Origin of the sequence: Pseudomonas mangiferae (assembly GCF_007109405.1) — a bacterium.
Lineage (GTDB): Bacteria > Pseudomonadota > Gammaproteobacteria > Pseudomonadales > Pseudomonadaceae > Pseudomonas_T > Pseudomonas_T mangiferae.
On record NZ_VJOY01000004.1, the window covers coordinates 136840 to 153068 of the forward strand.

The following is a 16229-nucleotide window of genomic DNA, read 5'->3' on the forward strand; positions in this document are numbered from 1 at the left end:
AAACCGCTGACTTGCGGCGGGTCATCCCTATTTTGTTTTTGGCATTCCCTATTTCAGAGAAATCATTCGAGCCCTTGTATGAGCGCAATGCTTCTACCCGTTGCTCAAATAGCGCGGATGGTCGACTAGGGAGCGCTGTGCCCTATTAGGCGCCTTGTACAGCTCGATGAAGAATCGTCGTCGACTCATTGGTGCCCAGACTGTTATCGATCATGTGTTTCATCAGGTCCTCCGAACTGAAATTGCACCTGAGAAGATAAAGTGGTTTCGTTCTTGGCCAGGATATAAAAAGCCTTCTTTTCGTCATCGAAGACGAATCGGATAAGCTTTTCTCCATTCTGTCCTCTGGTCCTCTGGTCCTCTGGTCCTCTGGCATGGTGACTTTATAGCTCATTGGGTCGCCCAGGGGGTTTGACAGGTTTCGATAATTTTTGAAACGCTTGCGGAAACGTCCGCTTTCAAGCCGCAGAGGGTAGCATAGTGGACTTCCAGTTTGCTTATTTGGAGCATTTCAAAATAAAGTGGTCAACAAATTTTCTGCTTTTGCTGCTAGCAGGTTCGGGCGGTGAAGCAGCCGAGAAATGGTAAAAATTGTAAAGGATGAAACTGAGTACCTTTGGGACCCATACACGCTTGAACTTTACGGTAGCGCCCCTGCTGCTCCAGCATTTGAGCTCATCGTGGGGACAGCAGAAGTGCCGCTCGGGGTCGGCCTTTCTGCGGCGAGCCTCCCAGTCGCAGATACCCGGTTATACGTAGCGCTTTCAAGAGGCGTTCATCGCGGGCAGGAAAATCTGATCCGATGTCTGCAGCAGCATGTGGTCCACAGCTTGGCAAGCTTGGAACAGGCGCGTTGCTTTCAATATTTCTCTACGGCGCTTGGTCAAGTATCCGAAAGCCAATACCTCAACGGGATATTCCATACCCTTTGCTTCCACAAAATCTCCTAATGATTCTCATGGAAGTGCTATCGGTTATTACTTCAGGCGGCAAACGGCCTATCGTATTGCAGTTTGGTTTGATAGCGGTGTCGCGCGGCAATATAGTGTAGGATTTTCTGTCATATATGACTGCCCAGAGAATAGGGTATTCCTTGTCGTTCGTTGGCATTGCCAATATGTCGTAGTCAGTGTCAAAGGGTTCTTTTATCAATTTGAAATTTTCTACTGTTTCTTTTCCTTGTTGTGTTTCGATTTTTCGTATTGTGGCCCATGCTTTTTTGTCATTGTATTCAGAAAGGTATTTTACCACTATATATATGGTGAGGAATTTTAGTATAGTCATGAGGATGGCTGTTTTTTTGTTGGCTTTTGCTTGGGTTTTCATGATTTATAAAATTGGCTGCAAGTGTGGGCAGTTTTTTGGCGTGAATGCTTAATAAATTTCGCTAGAGATAATTCCGATATTTTGAGCAAGGATAACGATCGGTTCTGGTCCAGGCAGATCAAGGCGATTCATTGGTAGCCCTGAGCGGTCAATGACCCTACCGCCGGCAGTTGCCCGGGTATCGAGGTCGTAACCCATCGTCAGTCCAGGCCGGTTCCAGGCGGGGGGTGAATTCTGCACAGGAAAAGGCTGTTGTCACCCCCCTATACGGCCAGGAGTCGTGATTTACCGGAACAACGCTACCTCCGGTGCCGTTGCTGAAGGCCAGCACCCGTCACCCCGTAAAGGGGGCAGTAGTCGTCGAGAAGTACCCCTTTCGGAACAGCGCGCCAGGGTAGTCCTTGGCGCGCAATCGGTCTGTGCGCCACCTCCGGAAAACACGCGCCAGTCGACCATTGTTCAGCCAGGCCGAACGCTGTTTTCGGCCATCCGGCGTTTATCCGCCGCCGGCGGGTTCGGAGGATAGCGGCCTTCCAGGAAACCGTTCGCCTTCGGGGCGAACCCAAGGGAGGAAATCCGATGTCTCTTGCCGAACACGACGCCATCGCCCGCCGGGTGCTGGATGAACTGTTGCTCTACCGCCGCCGCTACCCGGCCCATGCCGGGCGCGATCCGGTGGACGAGGCGCGCCGCATCGCCGCGGTGCAGTTGCCGCGGATCGCGGCGTTCGTGGCCGACGGACAGCCCATCGAGTTCGTGCTGCCGGCCTTCCCGGCCAAGTCGCCGAACCCGGGCAAGGTGCTGCACCGCCTGCCGGACATGGCCGAGCGCCTGTCGCTGTCGTTCCTCAACCACCTGTGCCAGCGCATCCAGCTGTTCTACCCACCGGGCGCGCGCCTGGTGGTGTGTTCCGACGGGCGCGTGTTCGGCGACCTGGTGAAGATCGACGATACCGACATCAGCGCCTACCAGGACGCCCTGGCGAGCCTGATCCACGAGATCGGCGCGACCCACATCGGGCTGTTCAACCTGGAGGACGTGGCGGCCTACGGCGACCACGGCGACGACCACGACTGGCTGCGGGAGCGGTTGCTGCGGGAGCATGCCGATTCCCTGGACAGCGTGCGGGGAACCCTGATGGCCAGCGACGAAGGGGTGATGCTGTACCGCGCCATCAGCCGCTTCCTGCTGGAAGACGGCCTGACCCCGGACTATGCCGGCTCCCGCACCGCCCTGCAGCGGGACGCCAAGGAGCGCGCGCTGGGGGTGATCCAGCGCAGTTGGGCCTGGGGCAACCTGCTGGCCGAATACTTCCCCCGGGCGATCCGCTTGTCCATCCACCCGCAGCCGGCCGACAGCCTCAAGCTGGGCATCCACATGCTGCCGACCCGGGACGACTGGCTGACCCCCTGGCACGGGGTGGCGGTGAACGCGGACAACCGCTTCATCCTGATGAAGCGCAGCGAGGCTCTGGCCCTGGGCGCCGAGCTGGTGGAGATCAACGGCCGGCCCAGTCATTACCGCTGCTGCGAGGCCGCGCCCGCGGCGCTGTCGGCGTGAAGGAGGTGGACATGGACATTTGCCTGCACGAACGCCTGCTCGCCTGCGGCCCGCTGCCGGTGGAGGAGGGCACGCCGCCGGAATTCGGCGTGATGCTGCAACCGCGCCGCCCCGGCATGCATGTGGGAGAGGTGCCGGTGGCCTGGCTGAAGCAGCTGGCGGGGCTGCACCAGTTGGTCCTGCTGCGGGGCTTCTCGAGTTTCGCCGATGGCGAGGCGATGACCCGCTACTGCGAAGGCTTCGGTCCCTTGTTGTACTGGCCGTTCGGCGCGGTGCTGGAGCTGCGGGAAGAAGCCGCCCCCGAGGACCACATCTTCGCCAGCCACTACGTGCCGCTGCACTGGGACGGCATGTACCTGCAGCAGGTGCCGGAATTCCAGGTGTTCCAGTGCGCTTCGGCGCCGGCGCAGGGAGAGGGCGGCCGGACCACCTTCGCCCACACGCCCCTGGCGCTGCGCCTGGCGGACGAGGCCAGCCGCGCGCTCTGGGCCGGCACCCAGGGCCATTACCAGCGCAGCGCCGCCCACTACAGCAGCGTGGCCCGGGCGCCGCTCATCGAGCGCCATCCGCGCCGGCACTACCCGGTGCTGCGGGTCTGCGAGCCGCCGGTCGACGGCGACCCGGCCTTCATCAACCCCTCGGAATACCGGTTCGAGGGCCTCGGCGGGGATGAGCGCGGCCGGTTGTTGGGCAGCCTGCGCCAGGCGCTCTATGACCCGCGGGCGTTTTACGCCCACCGCTGGCAGAGCGGCGACCTGCTGATCGCCGACAACTTCACCCTGCTCCACGGCCGCGAGGCCTTCGCCTCGGGTTGCGCGCGCCACCTGCGGCGGGTGCACGTCCATGCCGAGCCGCCCCTGGCCAACCCCCACCTGGCGCAAGGAGGGCTCACGCCATGACCCTGATGACCGGCTCCGGCTACCTGGAGAGCCTGCGCGACGGCCGCCAGGTCTACCTGAACGGCGAGCGGGTGGCCGACGTGACCGAGCACCGCGCCTTCCGCAACGCGGCGCGCAGCATCGCCGCGCTGTACGACGTCCTGCACGGCGAGCACCGCGAGCGCCTGACCTGCGAAGACGCCTTCGGCCAGCGCACCCATCGCTTCTTCACCCCGGCCCGGGACGCCGCCGACCTGCAGGCGGCCGGCGAGGCGATCCGCCACTGGTCGACGATGACCTACGGCTTCATGGGGCGCACGCCGGACTACAAGGCGGCGTTCATGTCCGGCCTGGCCATCGGCGCCGACTACTACGGCGACTTCGCGGACAATGCCCGCCGCTGGCACCGCGCGTTCACTGGGCAGGGGCTGTTCCTCAACCACGCGATCATCAACCCGCCCCTGGACCGCAGCAAGGCGATCCACGACATGCGCGACGTATTCGTTCACGTCGAGCGGGAGACCGATGCCGGCCTCATCGTCAGCGGCAGCAAGATGCTCGCCACCGGTAGCGCGCTGACCAACGCCACCTTCGTCGCCCCGGTGGCTTCGGCGGCGCTGGAGGCGGGCAAGGCCGACGACTTCGCCCTGGTGTTCTTCGCTCGCATGGACAACCCCGGGCTGCGCCTGCTGTGCCGGCCGTCCTACGAGGCGCGGGCCAGCAGCCCGTTCGACTACCCGTTGTCCAGCCGCTTCGACGAGAACGACAGCGTGCTGCTGTTCAACCAGGCGCTGATTCCCTGGGAGGACGTGCTGGTCCACCGCGACCGGGAGCGGGCCACCGGCTTCTACGCCAGCTCCGGCTTCGCCAACCTCTACAACTTCCAGTCGGGCATTCGCCTGTCGGTGAAGCTGGAGCTGATGATCGGCCTGCTTTCCCTGGGTGTGCGAGCCAACGGCACCGACGGGTTTCGCGGCATCCAGGCGGCCCTGGGGGAACTGATCGCCCTGCAGCACCTGCTGCAGGCCCTCACCGCTGCCATGGCTCGGGACCCGGAGCGCACCGCCGCCGGGGCCTGTGTGCCGCGCCTGGAGTACGCCTCGGCGCTGCGCATCCAGGTGCCGCTGATCTGGAAGCGGGTGCGCGAACTGCTGGAAACCGCCCTGGGCGGCTCGCCCCTGGTGACGGTTTCCGCGGCCGCCGACCTGCTGGACCCGGAGTTGCGCGGTTGGGTGGACCGCTATTACCGAGGCGCGGCTCTGGAGCCGGAACAGCGGCTGAAGCTGTTCAAGCTGATCTGGGACGCCACCGGCAGCGAGTTCGGCGCGCGCCATGCGGTCTACGAAAGCCATTACTCGGGCAATGCCGAGCAGATCCGCCTGGACTCGCTGAACTGGGCGCGACGCCGGGGCCACCTGGGCGCCTGCGAGGCCCTGGTGGAGCGCTGCATGGCGGACTACGACCTGCAGGGCTGGTGCGGAGGGCCGTGGCGATGAGCCGGGTGTTCGCTCGCCGTATCCCGGGCCTGGCGCTGGGGTGCCTGCTGGTGGGGGCGGGCCCGGTCGCGCTCGTCCTGGCCGCACCGTTGCCCGCGGCCATCGCGCCGGACGACACTGCCCCGCGGCCGTCCGGGAATGACCCCGACGCCGAGCGGCTGGCCCGAGGGGCCGCGGTCAACCAGCGGGCCTGCGCCCGCTGCCATGCCGAGGATGGCAATGGTGGCCCGCAGCCGGTGAAGGCCTACCCCAAGCTGGCTGGCCTCAGCGAGGACTACCTGCGCAAGCAGATCTACGACCTCAAGGCGCATCGCCGGCCGAACCCGGCCACCGACGGCCGCGGCGAACGGCTGCAGGAGGCGGAAGTGGACGCCATCTCCGCCTACTTTGCCGGCCAGCCCATGGCACCCGGCGACCCTGATGACCTGTCGCCCGCGGCCCGGCGTGACGCCGAAGCGCTGTTCCGCCAGGGGGCGCCGTCCCGGGGCGTGCCGGCCTGCGTCACCTGCCATGGCGACGCCGCCCAGGGCCTGGCGGCGACCCAGGCGCCGCGGCTGGCGGGGCAGTGGCGGCCGTACCTGGCGACCCAGTTGCAGCGTTTTCGCGACGGCAGCCGTGCCACCAGCCCAATCATGGCCGCAGTGGCGAAGCCCCTGGAGGACGCCGAGATCGAGCGGATGGCGGCCTACCTCAGCGGGCTGCGCTGAGCTCAGGCGCTGCGGGCCACGGCGCCGAACGGGTCGTTGTCCAGGCGCTCCCGCAGGCTGTGGATGAACGCCCTGACTCGGGCCGGCATGTAGCGCGCCGAGGGGTACAGGGCGTAGATGCCACCCTGGGGCAGGCTCCAGTCCTCCAGGACCCGCACCAGCCGCCCGCTGGCCAGGTCGCCGGCCACCAGGAAGCTGGGCAGCACGCTGAGCCCGGCGCCGGCCCGCACCAGGCGGTAGACCGAGAGGGTGGTGTTGGCCTGCAGCCGGCCGTGGGTCCGTACCTCCCGCAGCGCCTCGCCGCGGCGGAAGGTCCACTGCCAGGGCGAGGCCAGGCGGGTGTGGGCGATCCACTCGATGCGCGCCAGGTCGTCCGGCTCCCGCAGCGGCGGGTGCTGCGCCAGGTAGTCCGGGGCCGCCACCAGGGTCTGTTCGAAGGTGGCCAGCTTGTTGGCGTGCAGACCGGAGTCCTTGGGCCAGCCGACCCGAACCGCCAGGTCGATGCGCTGGCCCACCAGGTCCAGTACCTGATCGTCGCCGATCATCTCCACCTGGGTCTTGGGGAAGCGCTTGATGTAGTCGGCGGCGACGGCGCTGATGTGCAGCTTGGCGAAATCCAGGGGCGCGGTGATGCGCAGGCGGCCGCTGGGCTCGCCGTGGGGATCGCGGACGTCGGCCACCGCGCTGTCCAGTTCCCCCAGCAGGCGGCGCGCCACGTCGAACAGCCGCGTGCCGCTGTCGGTGAGGGCCATGCGCCGGGTGGTACGGGTCAGCAACTGGGTGCCGAGGCTGGCCTCCAGGCGCGCGAGCTGTTCGCTGAGCAGGGACTTCGACAAACCGAGGGCCTCGGCGGCGGCGGTGAAGCTCTGGTGTTCGACGACAGCGACGAAGCCATACAGGTGATTCAGGTTGAGTTGGCTGAGCCGTTCCATGGAGGCACTCATCGACGGGTTCCTTGCTCCGCCGGGCCGGCGGAGAACGGGGTGGGAGGATGCAGGGACGGTGGGCGCGGCGCGCTCGGCACGTCGGGCGGACCGCCGGCCAGGGGCCGCCGACGGCCGTCGCGGTGGCGCGCTAGCCTCTGACCGGTCAGCCGGCAAGGTTCCGGGGCGTGCCCGGCGCCGGAACCAAGCGCCGGCGGGCGGGTCAGGACATGCCGCACCTCCATGAGGGTGGCACGGCCTCGATGCGGCAGCGCTTGCTGCACGATGGGGCGGATCGAGCGCAGCCGTCCGACCGGATGCCCGTCGCCCCCGGCATTCGTCGCGGTCACAAGGCTTGCCGCCGCGGTAAGGGCTGCGCCGACGCGTGGTCGGTGCGGATCGCTCGGGCACTCGCCCACCCCGGCTTCAACGGATACCAGGAGTCTTTCCATGGGACGCAAGCACCTGATCGGCCTGGCGCTGCTGGTGGCAGTGCTGGCCGCGCCGTACGCCTGGCTGCAGCGGGACGAGAAGCCGGCCCGGGTCGAGCGCGAGGCGCTGTTCCCCGGTTTCGCCAGCCCGTCGGCCGGCGTGCGGGCGATCGAGGTGCACCGTCCGGGCGAGCCGGCGGTACGGGTCGAGCGGGAAGACGGGCAGCGCTGGAGGGTGCCGGCCAAGGCGGGCTACCCGGCCCGGACGCAAGCCGTGGTGGAACTGCTCGAGGCCCTGGCGGGTGCGCGCAAGGTGCAGGCGACGAACGCCAGCCCGGCGCTGCCCGGCCTGGCGGAGGACGGGGACCCGGCGAACCAGGCGACCCGTCTGGACCTGGAGCGCGAGGGCGGCGCGCCCCTGGCGCTGCTGGTGGGCAGGCCGGCCCGGCAGGAGGAGGGCCAGTGGGTGCGGGTTCCCGGCGAGTCCCAGGCCTGGCTGATCGACCGCGACATCGAGCTGCCGCCCACGGAACTGGCCTGGCTGGACCGGCGGGTGGCGGCGCTGCCGCTGGCGGACATCCAGCGCCTGGAGGTCCGGCACGCCACCGGCGAGCACCTGGCCCTGAGCCGCGAGCACTCTGGCGACGCAGGCTTCGGCGTGGCGCCGCTGCCCGTGGGCCGGCATCTGGCCCGGGTCGACGTCGCCAACGGCCTGCCGGCGGTGTTCGCCGACCTGGACTTCGCCGATGCCGCACCGCGCCAGCAGGCCACCTTCAAGGCGCCGCCGGTGCTCACCTTCAGCCTGCGAACCTTCGCCGGCGGGCAGGCCACCGGCAGCGTCTATGCCCAGGGCGACCAGCATTGGCTGGTGTTGGACAGCCGTACCGATCTGACGGACGGCCAATGGCCGGGGCGATCCGACTGGGCCTATCGCCTGGACGATGACCGCTACCAGGCCCTGGCGACGCCCCTCGACCGTCTCCTGGCGAAGCCCTGAGACAGACCGTCGCCACGATGTCCAACCTGCCGCGGCGTGCCCTGTTTTCGTGCCTGCGCGACCCAGTAAAGGGCAGGTGGAACGGGGCTTTCGAGCGGTTCCGGGGCGCGGAAAAAAAGGCTTTCCAGGCCCGGTTTCTGCTTTCATACTCCGGTGGCGGTCGCGTCGGGGACGTTATTCGACATTCCGCCTCGGCTCACTCCGGCCGAGCGCGGTTACAACAAGAAGCCCGTCCGCCGTCGCACCGTCGAGGCGCCCGCTCCCAGACGGGGAGGGGCGATCAAATATCGCGAGTTGGAGAGAGTGGTAATGGCTGATCGTGAAGTCGGAACCGTCAAGTGGTTCAATGACGCCAAGGGTTATGGGTTCATTCAACGGGACGGCGGTGCGGATGTGTTCGTGCACTACCGCGCGATTCGCGGCGACGGCCACCGCTCTCTGGTGGAAGGCCAGAAGGTGGAATTCGCGGTGATCCAGGGCCAGAAGGGCCTGCAGGCGGAAGACGTGTCCCGCGTCTGACGCACCCGGCACGAGGCCCGTCGCCACGGGCCTCTGCCTTTCCGATAGGTGATGCCGCCGGCGCTCAGTCGGTACGCCAGACGAATTCCCGCTCCCCCTCGGCATCGACCTTCACCCAGCGGTCGGCCGCTTCCTCGTCTTCTTCCTCGTCCCAGCCGCCGGTGGCGCAGCGAATCTCCACCCCCAGCGCGGCGAACGCTGCCCGTGCGCAGGCACGGTCGTCTTCCCAGGGCGTGGCCGGGCTGTCGATGAACAGGCTGTGCCACTTGCCCACCGCCTTGGGCAGCCAGGCCAGGCGGAAGGCTGCGCCCTCGCCCTCGGCGGTGGCCTTGTACACCTGGCCCTGCTGGCGCCAGGTGCTGCAGGGGCCGAGTGCGCCTTCCAGCCAGGCGCTCACCGCCGGCAGGTCCGCATCCTTCACATAGATCTCGATATCCGGTTGGCGCATGGCGTCCTCGTGGGGGGAGCGGGGCGGCGGGCGACGAGCCTCGGCACGCGGGCCGCTCAGGGCAAACGTTCGATCCAATCGTAGCGGATGGAGACCGTCACCTCGAAGGGCTGATCGATCACCGCCGCCCGGCGTTCGGCACTGGCGCGCCAGCCGTGGGGCGTCATGGCCAGCAGGTCGGCCCGGCTCTGGGCCTCGGTCAGCGGCAGGCTGAATTCCAGTTCCTCGCTGTGCACCGCGGCCATGCCGTCGGGGATCAGCGCCAGGTGCTTGCGGTCGTCGTAGTCGCGCACGTCGTCGTAGAGCCGTGCGCGCAGTTCCAGCAAATGGCGCCGGGTCGGCCCCATGCGCAGCAGGCCGCCGCCCGGTGCCAGCAGGCGGTGCGCCTCCTGCCAGTCCAGGGGGCTGAAGACGCTGGCCAGCAGCGTGCAGCTGCCGTTGGCCAGGGGCACCCGGGCCATGCTCGCCACCAGCCAATGCAGGTCCGGGGCGCGGCGGCTGGCGCGCTTCACCGCTTCCCGGGAGATGTCCAGGGCGTAGCCGTCGGCCGCGGGCAGCGCTCGGGCCAGGCGTTCGGTGTAGTAGCCCTCGCCGCAGCCGATGTCCAGCCAGCGAGCGGGCTGGCGTTCGGCCGCCAGCTGCGCCAGGCGGGTGGCCAGGGGCGCATAGTGGCCGCCGTCGAGGAACCGCCGGCGCGCCTCCACCATGGCCGCGTTGTCGCCGGGGTCGCGGCTGTTCTTGTGCTGCACCGGCAACAGGTTGAGGTAGCCCTGGCGGGCCCGGTCGAAGCGGTGCCCGGCGGCGCAGGCGACACCGTTGCCGGCGTCCTGCAGAGGGCTGGAGCAGAGCGGACAGATCAGCATCAGGCGAGCAGCCGCACCAGGGTCTGGTAATAGATGTCGGTGAGCAGGTCGAGGTCGCTGGCCAGGACCCGTTCGTTGACCTGGTGGATGGTGGCGTTGACCGGTCCCAATTCCACCACCTGGGTGCCCAGGGTGGCGATGAAGCGGCCGTCGGAAGTGCCGCCGCTGGTGGAAGGCAGGGTGTCGCGGCCGGTGACGCTGCGGATGCTGGCGGACACCGCGTCCAGCAGCTCGCCCGGCTCGGTGAGGAACGGCAGGCCGGAGAGCGTCCAGTCCACCTGGTAGTCCAGGCCGTGGCGGTCGAGGATCGCCGCGACCCGCGCCTTGAGCCCGTCCACGGTGGATTCGGTGGAGAAGCGGAAGTTGAACAGCGCCTGCAGCTCGCCGGGGATCACGTTGGTGGCGCCGGTGCCGGCATTCAGGTTGGAGACCTGGAAGCTGGTGGGTGGGAAGAAGTCGTTGCCGTCGTCCCAGTGCTCGGCGGCCAGTTCCGCCAGCGCCGGCGCCGCCAGGTGAATCGGGTTCTTCGCCAGGTGCGGGTAGGCCACGTGACCCTGCACGCCGCGCACCGTGAGCAGGCCGCCCAGGGAGCCGCGGCGGCCGTTCTTGACGATGTCCCCAACCAGGGCGGTGCTCGACGGCTCGCCGACGATGCACCAGTCGAGTCGCTCGCCCCGCGCCCGCAGGCGCTCTACCACCGCCTGGGTGCCGTGCAGCGCCGGACCTTCCTCGTCGCTGGTGATGAGCCAGGCGATCACACCCTTGTGGTCCGGGTATTCGCCGACGAAGCGCTCCACCGCCACCAGCATCGCCGCCAGGCTGCCCTTCATGTCCGCCGCGCCGCGCCCGCAGAGCATGCCCTGCTCGTCGATGCGGGCCTGGAACGGCGGGGTCTGCCAGGCCTGCACCGGGCCGGTGGGCACCACGTCGGTGTGGCCGGCGAAGCACAGCACCGGGCCTTCGCGGCCATGGGTCGCCCAGAAGTTGTCCACGTCCTCGACGCGCATGCGCTCCACCGCGAAGCCCAGGGTCTCCAGGCGATCGATCATCAGCGCCTGGCACCCGGCGTCCAGCGGGGTGACGGACGGGCGTTCGATCAACTGGCAGGCCAGGGCCAGGGTGGGCGAGAGGGGCGAGGACGCGACGGACATGACGGCTCCAGCGGGCTAGCGGTCGGGGGAGGGGCGCCATTCTAGCAAGGCCGGGGCGACACGGTGGCGCCGCGGCGGGCTTTCCGCACAGACGAAAACGGCGGCCCGCAGGCCGCCGTTCGCCGAACCGGTCGCCGTCAGGCGGTGGCCGGCTCGACCTTCTCCTCCGGCTTGGGCAGCGAAGAGAGCAGCGCCATGATCAGCGCCGCCAGGTAGGGCAGGGACTGCACCAGCAGCATCGCCACCCAGAACTTCACGTCGTTGCTGGGTAGGCCCTGGACGATGGCGATGCCCACCGCCGCGCCCCACAGCAGCAACATGATGAAGACCTCCTCGCGAGCCTCCGCCAGCGCCACCAGGATGCCGTGGTTGGAGGCCATCTTCGGCGTGCGGAAGAACGGGATGCTCTTGGTGAAGAAACCGTAGAGCACCGCCTTGGCGATGGTGTGGGACAACGCCAGGCCCGCCACCGCCGCGCAGAAGGCGTCCTTGAGGTTGACCCCCACCGCGCGCTGGTAGAGGAACACGATCTTGCCCACCTTGAAGAAGAATAGCGCCAGGGGCGGGATGGCGAAGATCAGCAGCGGCGGGTCGACCCGCTGCGGCACGATGATCATCGCCGCCGACCAGAGCAGGGCGCCGAGGGTGAAGAAGATGTTCATGCCGTCGGCGATCCACGGCAGCCAGCCGGCGATGAAGTGGTAGCGCTGGCCCTCGGTGAGCTTGGAGCCCTTACCCATCAGCAGGCTGCGGGCGTGGCCCTTCATGATCTGGATGGCGCCGTAGGCCCAGCGGAAGCGTTGCTTCTTGAAGTCGATGAAGGTGTCCGGCATCAGGCCCTTGCCGAAGCTGTCGTGGGCGTAGGCGGCGGAATAGCCCTTCTCGAACACCCGCAGGCCCAGCTCGGCGTCCTCGCAGATGGTCCAGTCGGCCCACTTCAGCTCGTCCATCACGCTGCGCCGGATCATGGTCATGGTGCCGTGCTGGATGATCGCGTCGCGGTCGTTGCGGGTCACCATGCCGATGTGGAAGAAGCCCTTGTATTCCGAATAGCAGAGCTTCTTGAACAGGCTTTCCTTGTCGTCCCGGTAATCCTGGGGCGACTGCACCACGGCGATCTGCGGGTCGGCGAAGTGCGGGACCATGTGCTTGAGCCAGTTGCGGTCGACGCAGTAATCGGAGTCGATCACCGCCACCACCTCGGCGTCCGGCGCGGTGTGGGGCAGGATGTAGTTGAGCGCGCCGCCCTTGAAGCCGTGCAGCGGCGCCACGTGGAAGAAGCGGAAGCGCGGACCCAATTGCTCGCAGTAGTCGCGCACCGGCTCCCACACCGCGGGGTCCTTGGTGTTGTTGTCGATGATCAGGACTTCGTAGTCCGGGTAATCCAGGTTGGCCAGGGCGTCGAGGGTCTGCTTCACCATCTCCGGCGGCTCGTTGTAGCAAGGCACGTGAACCGACACCTTGGGTCGGTAGGAGCTGTCGCCCGCCACCGGCATGAACGGCCGCCGGCGCTTGTGCACCCAGACCACCTCGGCCAGTTCGTGGGCCTCGGTGAGCAGCACGATGAACACGCCGAAGGCGCCGATACCCAGCAGGATGCCCACCGTCAGGCTGAACCAGGTGCTGTATTGCTGGCTGTAGTCGTAGCCGATCCACACCAGGGCGGAGCCGCCGGCGAAGGCCACGAAGGTCAGGAAGGTGCGGCCGCGCTGGCGCAGGGAGCTGCCGTCGATCAGCAGCAGGGTCAGGGCCAGGAGCGCCAGGACCACCGAGGCGATGGCCAGCAGGCGCCATTGCGGGATGGCCACCACCGGGCCGGTGAAGGCGAACTTCGCCTGGCGGTCCAGGTTGTAGACGCCCCAGTAGGCGCCTACCGATCCCTCGTCACCGCTCTTCCACGGCTGGTCGAAGGCCTCGATGACGAAGTAGTTGTAGCCCTGAGCGTTGAGCTTGTTGACCAGGGTCCGCAGGTAGATAGCTTGGTCCGCCTGGGACGCGTCGGCACCGCCGCGCATGCGGCCGTTGCTGGGCCAGCCCACTTCCGAGAGCAGCAGCGGCTTCTTCGGGAACAGTTTCTTCATGTCCCGCGCCCGGTCCAGCACGAACTGGGTGGACTGCTGCATGGGCACGAATTCCCAGTACGGCAGCACGTGGGCGGCGATCAGGTCGGCGTGATCGGCCAGTTCCGGGTATTCCTTCCAGATGTGCCACTGCTCGGAGGTGGTCACCGGCACCTTGACCGCGGCGCGGACCCGGTCCATGTAGCCGACCAGCTGCTTGGTGGTGACCTCGCGGCGGAACAGCGCCTCGTTGCCCACCGACACCCGCACCACGCTGCGGGAATCGTTGGCGATCTCGATGGCCTTGGCGATCTCCCGTTCGTTGCGTTCCTCGTCCGGGCTGATCCACACGCCGAGGGTCACCCGCAGGCCGAATTCCTCGGCGATCCGCGGGATGTCGGCCAGGCTGCCGTCCACGGAATAGGTGCGGATGCTGTCGGTGTGCTTGCTGAGCAGTTCCAGGTCTTCGCGGATCTGCTGGTCGTCGGGGTAGATGCCTCGTTGCGGGTTCTGACCCTGGCGGAAGGGCGAATAGGAGAAGCCGGAGATCTGTTCCGGCCAGTCGGGCGCGCTGACCGGGCGGTTGTAGAGTGCCCAAAAACCGGTGAACAACGCGGCCACCGCCACGAAGACCACCAGGTTGAGTCCTAACTTATGCGTTGGCATAGACGTAAAGGGTTCCGATGCGTGGAACGGGGGAAGGCCCAGCAGGCTGCCGGACGGCGCGCATGCTACTCCGCGGACCTGTGACTGTATAGGTTCCGCGCCCAGCCGCCGCGGGCGCTGCGGAACCTTGCAGAGTTTGTCCCTGGCGGCCCGCAGAAGTTCGTCGGCGGCGGGGGTGACCGGGGGGGCGTCTTCCTCAATAATGCGCGCCGGACGGCAGGGGGACGCGCACATGACGAAGGTGGACGAGCAACGGTTCGGCGGCATCGCCCGGCTCTACGGCCAACAGGGCCTGGAGCGGCTGGCGGCGGCCCACGTGGCGGTGGTGGGTATCGGCGGCGTGGGCTCCTGGGCGGCCGAGGCCCTGGTGCGCTCCGGGGTCGGCGAGCTGTCCCTGTTCGACCTGGACGACGTCTGCGTGAGCAACGTCAACCGCCAGGCCCACACCCTGGACGGCATGGTGGGGCGGCCCAAGGTGGAGGTCATGGCCGAGCGCCTGGCGGCCATCAACCCGGCCTGCCGCCTGCACCCGGTGGCGGACTTCGTGACCCGCGAGACCCTCGCCGAGCACATCACCGAACACCTGGACTGCGTGCTGGACTGTATCGACAGCGTGGCCGCCAAGGCGGCGCTGATCGCCTGGTGCAAGCGGCGCAAGATCCAGATCGTCACCACCGGCGGCGCCGGCGGGCAGATCGACCCCACCCAGATCCGCGTCACCGACCTGAACAAGACCTTCAACGATCCCCTGGCCGCCAAGGTGCGCTCCACCCTGCGCCGGGACTATGGTTTTTCCCGCACCCCGGGCCGTCACTACAGCGTGCCCTGCGTGTTCTCCACCGAGCAACTGCGCTACCCCAGCCCGGAGGGCGGCGTGTGCCAGCAGAAGCAGTTCGTGGGTGACGGCGTGCGCCTGGACTGCGCCGGCGGTTTCGGCGCGGTGATGATGGTCACCGCCAGCTTCGGCATGGCCGCCGCCGCCAAGGCGGTGGACAAGCTGGTGGCCGGCAGCCGCCGCCCCGCCGAGCGCACGCGACCGGACGCCTGAGCGCTTCTGTCCCCACCCGCGCGGGTAACGGCCCGCGATCATTGCCGCGCACGGTGCGCTGGAGACTGGACCGATCGTGCAGCGCAGGCCCGCAGCCGGGTGACTCCAAACCGACCCTTGGAAGCGTTGGATCAGGCGTCCGGCGTGGGCTTCTGCTTGCGCGGCTTGGAGGGATTGCGCCGCGGCCCGCCGCGCGCGGCGATGATCCGGTCGGCCTCCGCGGCCCGGTCCGCCAGGGACGCGGGGGCGCCGTCCAGGCCCAGGTGGCGGGCCAGCTTGCCGGCGTCGAAGGGCGCCTTGACCTTCATGTCGTTGTCGAAATAGCAGTACAGGTCGCGGTGCTTGCGGGATGGCGGCTTGCGCTCGACGATCAGCCGCGCGTCGTCCACCTGGGTGCCTTCGCTCCAGGCCTTCATCCGCCGCGCCCAATCCTTCAGGGCGGCGTCCGTGTAGCCGCTGGCATAGAGCTCTTCCTCGCCGTGCAGGCGCAGGTAGACGAAGTCGCTGGTCACGTCCTCCTTCAATGGCCACTTGCCGGCGGTGTCGGCCACCACCAGCGCCACGTGGTAGTCCCGCAACAGGTCGACGAAAGCCCGGTCCTCGAAGCTCTCGTGGCGGATTTCCACCGCGTGGCGCAGCGGGCGGGCTTCGTCGATGGCCAGGTGCTCGCGGCCCTCCATGCGTGCTTCCCGCTTGCGCGCCAGGTGCAGCGCCTGCTCGGTGTCGTGGGGCAGCTGGCGCAGGAAGGCCTCGAAGCGCTCCGGGTCGAAGCGGAAGGTGGGCGGGAACTGCCAGAGCACCGGGCCGAGCTTCTGCTGCAGGCGCAGCACGCCGGAGGCGAAGAAGTTGGCCAGGGGCTTCTCGATGTCCTTCAGGCGGCGGATGTGGGTGATATAGCGAGGCGCCTTGACGCTGAAGACGAAGTCCTCGGGGGTGTCCTCGTACCAGTTCGCCCAGCTTTCCGGGCGTTGCAGGGAATAGAAGGACCCGTTGATCTCAATGCTGCCGACCGCCCGCGAGGCATAGTTCAGCTCGTCGGCCTGGCGCAGCTTTTCCGGATAGAACACCCCGCGCCAGGGCTCGTAGCGCCAGCCGGAGATGCCGATGCGGATGTCTGCCATGGTCGTCTCGCAGGCGGAGGGGATACAGGGTCCGA

13 protein-coding genes and 1 pseudogene are annotated in these 16229 nt (G+C 67.6%); 7 read left to right on the forward strand and 7 right to left on the reverse strand.

The window, feature by feature from the left end:
• Nucleotides 1-764 precede the first annotated feature (764 nt).
• Complete coding sequence (locus FM069_RS21575; RefSeq protein WP_178106681.1) at nucleotides 765-923, reverse strand: hypothetical protein; 159 nt, start codon at nucleotides 921-923, stop codon at nucleotides 765-767.
• A 982-nt stretch (nucleotides 924-1905) separates the two neighbouring features.
• Between FM069_RS21575 and FM069_RS06810 the strand changes: the two genes are divergently transcribed.
• Genes FM069_RS06810 through FM069_RS06825 form a run of 4 tightly spaced genes read left to right on the forward strand, consistent with a single transcriptional unit; the run spans nucleotide 1906 to nucleotide 5967 of the window.
• A complete protein-coding gene (locus tag FM069_RS06810) occupies nucleotides 1906-2886 on the forward strand; it encodes an L-tyrosine/L-tryptophan isonitrile synthase family protein (RefSeq protein ID WP_143487535.1) in 981 nt (326 codons plus the stop codon).
• Nucleotides 2887-2897: 11 nt separating this feature from the next.
• Nucleotides 2898-3785 (forward strand): TauD/TfdA family dioxygenase, encoded by an 888-nt coding sequence (locus tag FM069_RS06815; protein ID WP_143487536.1) that lies wholly within the window; start codon nucleotides 2898-2900, stop codon nucleotides 3783-3785.
• Complete coding sequence (locus FM069_RS06820; protein ID WP_143487537.1) at nucleotides 3782-5260, forward strand: 4-hydroxyphenylacetate 3-hydroxylase family protein; 1479 nt, start codon at nucleotides 3782-3784, stop codon at nucleotides 5258-5260. Before FM069_RS06815 ends, FM069_RS06820 begins: the two co-directional genes overlap by 4 nt.
• The gene (locus FM069_RS06825; RefSeq protein ID WP_143487538.1) at nucleotides 5257-5967 is read left to right on the forward strand and encodes a c-type cytochrome; all 711 of its coding nucleotides are present in this window, start codon (nucleotides 5257-5259) and stop codon (nucleotides 5965-5967) included. The genes FM069_RS06820 and FM069_RS06825 overlap by 4 nt, the downstream gene beginning before the upstream one ends.
• A 2-nt stretch (nucleotides 5968-5969) precedes the next feature.
• Here the strand turns inward: FM069_RS06825 and FM069_RS06830 are convergent, their stop codons facing one another.
• Nucleotides 5970-6911, reverse strand: a complete 942-nt coding sequence (locus FM069_RS06830) for a LysR family transcriptional regulator (protein ID WP_143487539.1) — start codon at nucleotides 6909-6911, stop codon at nucleotides 5970-5972.
• 429 nt (nucleotides 6912-7340) lie between these two features.
• Here FM069_RS06830 and FM069_RS06835 point away from each other — a divergent pair, with 429 nt between their 5' ends.
• Nucleotides 7341-8318 (forward strand): DUF4340 domain-containing protein, encoded by a 978-nt coding sequence (locus FM069_RS06835; RefSeq protein ID WP_143487540.1) that lies wholly within the window; start codon nucleotides 7341-7343, stop codon nucleotides 8316-8318.
• Between the two features lie 309 nt (nucleotides 8319-8627).
• Nucleotides 8628-8837, forward strand: coding sequence for a cold-shock protein (locus tag FM069_RS06840; RefSeq protein ID WP_143487541.1), 210 nt, complete (start codon nucleotides 8628-8630; stop codon nucleotides 8835-8837).
• A gap of 64 nt (nucleotides 8838-8901) precedes the next feature.
• Here the strand turns inward: FM069_RS06840 and FM069_RS06845 are convergent, their stop codons facing one another.
• The 4 genes from FM069_RS06845 to FM069_RS06860 all read right to left on the reverse strand — a co-directional run bounded on the left by FM069_RS06845 (nucleotide 8902) and on the right by FM069_RS06860 (nucleotide 14025).
• Nucleotides 8902-9285: a hypothetical protein gene (locus tag FM069_RS06845; RefSeq protein WP_143487542.1), complete on the reverse strand. Its 384-nt coding sequence runs from the start codon at nucleotides 9283-9285 to the stop codon at nucleotides 8902-8904.
• 56 nt (nucleotides 9286-9341) lie between these two features.
• The gene (locus FM069_RS06850) at nucleotides 9342-10148 is read right to left on the reverse strand and encodes a putative RNA methyltransferase (protein WP_143487543.1); all 807 of its coding nucleotides are present in this window, start codon (nucleotides 10146-10148) and stop codon (nucleotides 9342-9344) included.
• Entirely contained in the window at nucleotides 10148-11299 is a 1152-nt protein-coding gene (gene dapE, locus FM069_RS06855; protein ID WP_143487544.1) for a succinyl-diaminopimelate desuccinylase, read from the reverse strand. Before dapE ends, FM069_RS06850 begins: the two co-directional genes overlap by 1 nt.
• A gap of 137 nt (nucleotides 11300-11436) precedes the next feature.
• Nucleotides 11437-14025 (reverse strand): glycosyltransferase, encoded by a 2589-nt coding sequence (locus tag FM069_RS06860; RefSeq protein ID WP_143487545.1) that lies wholly within the window; start codon nucleotides 14023-14025, stop codon nucleotides 11437-11439.
• A gap of 232 nt (nucleotides 14026-14257) precedes the next feature.
• Here FM069_RS06860 and tcdA point away from each other — a divergent pair, with 232 nt between their 5' ends.
• A complete protein-coding gene (tcdA, locus tag FM069_RS06865) occupies nucleotides 14258-15073 on the forward strand; it encodes a tRNA cyclic N6-threonylcarbamoyladenosine(37) synthase TcdA (protein ID WP_143487546.1) in 816 nt (271 codons plus the stop codon).
• Between the two features lie 251 nt (nucleotides 15074-15324).
• Here the strand turns inward: tcdA and FM069_RS06870 are convergent.
• Nucleotides 15325-16194 (reverse strand): annotated as a pseudogene (locus FM069_RS06870) (DUF72 domain-containing protein); the annotation flags it as partial.
• Nucleotides 16195-16229: the final 35 nt, after the last annotated feature.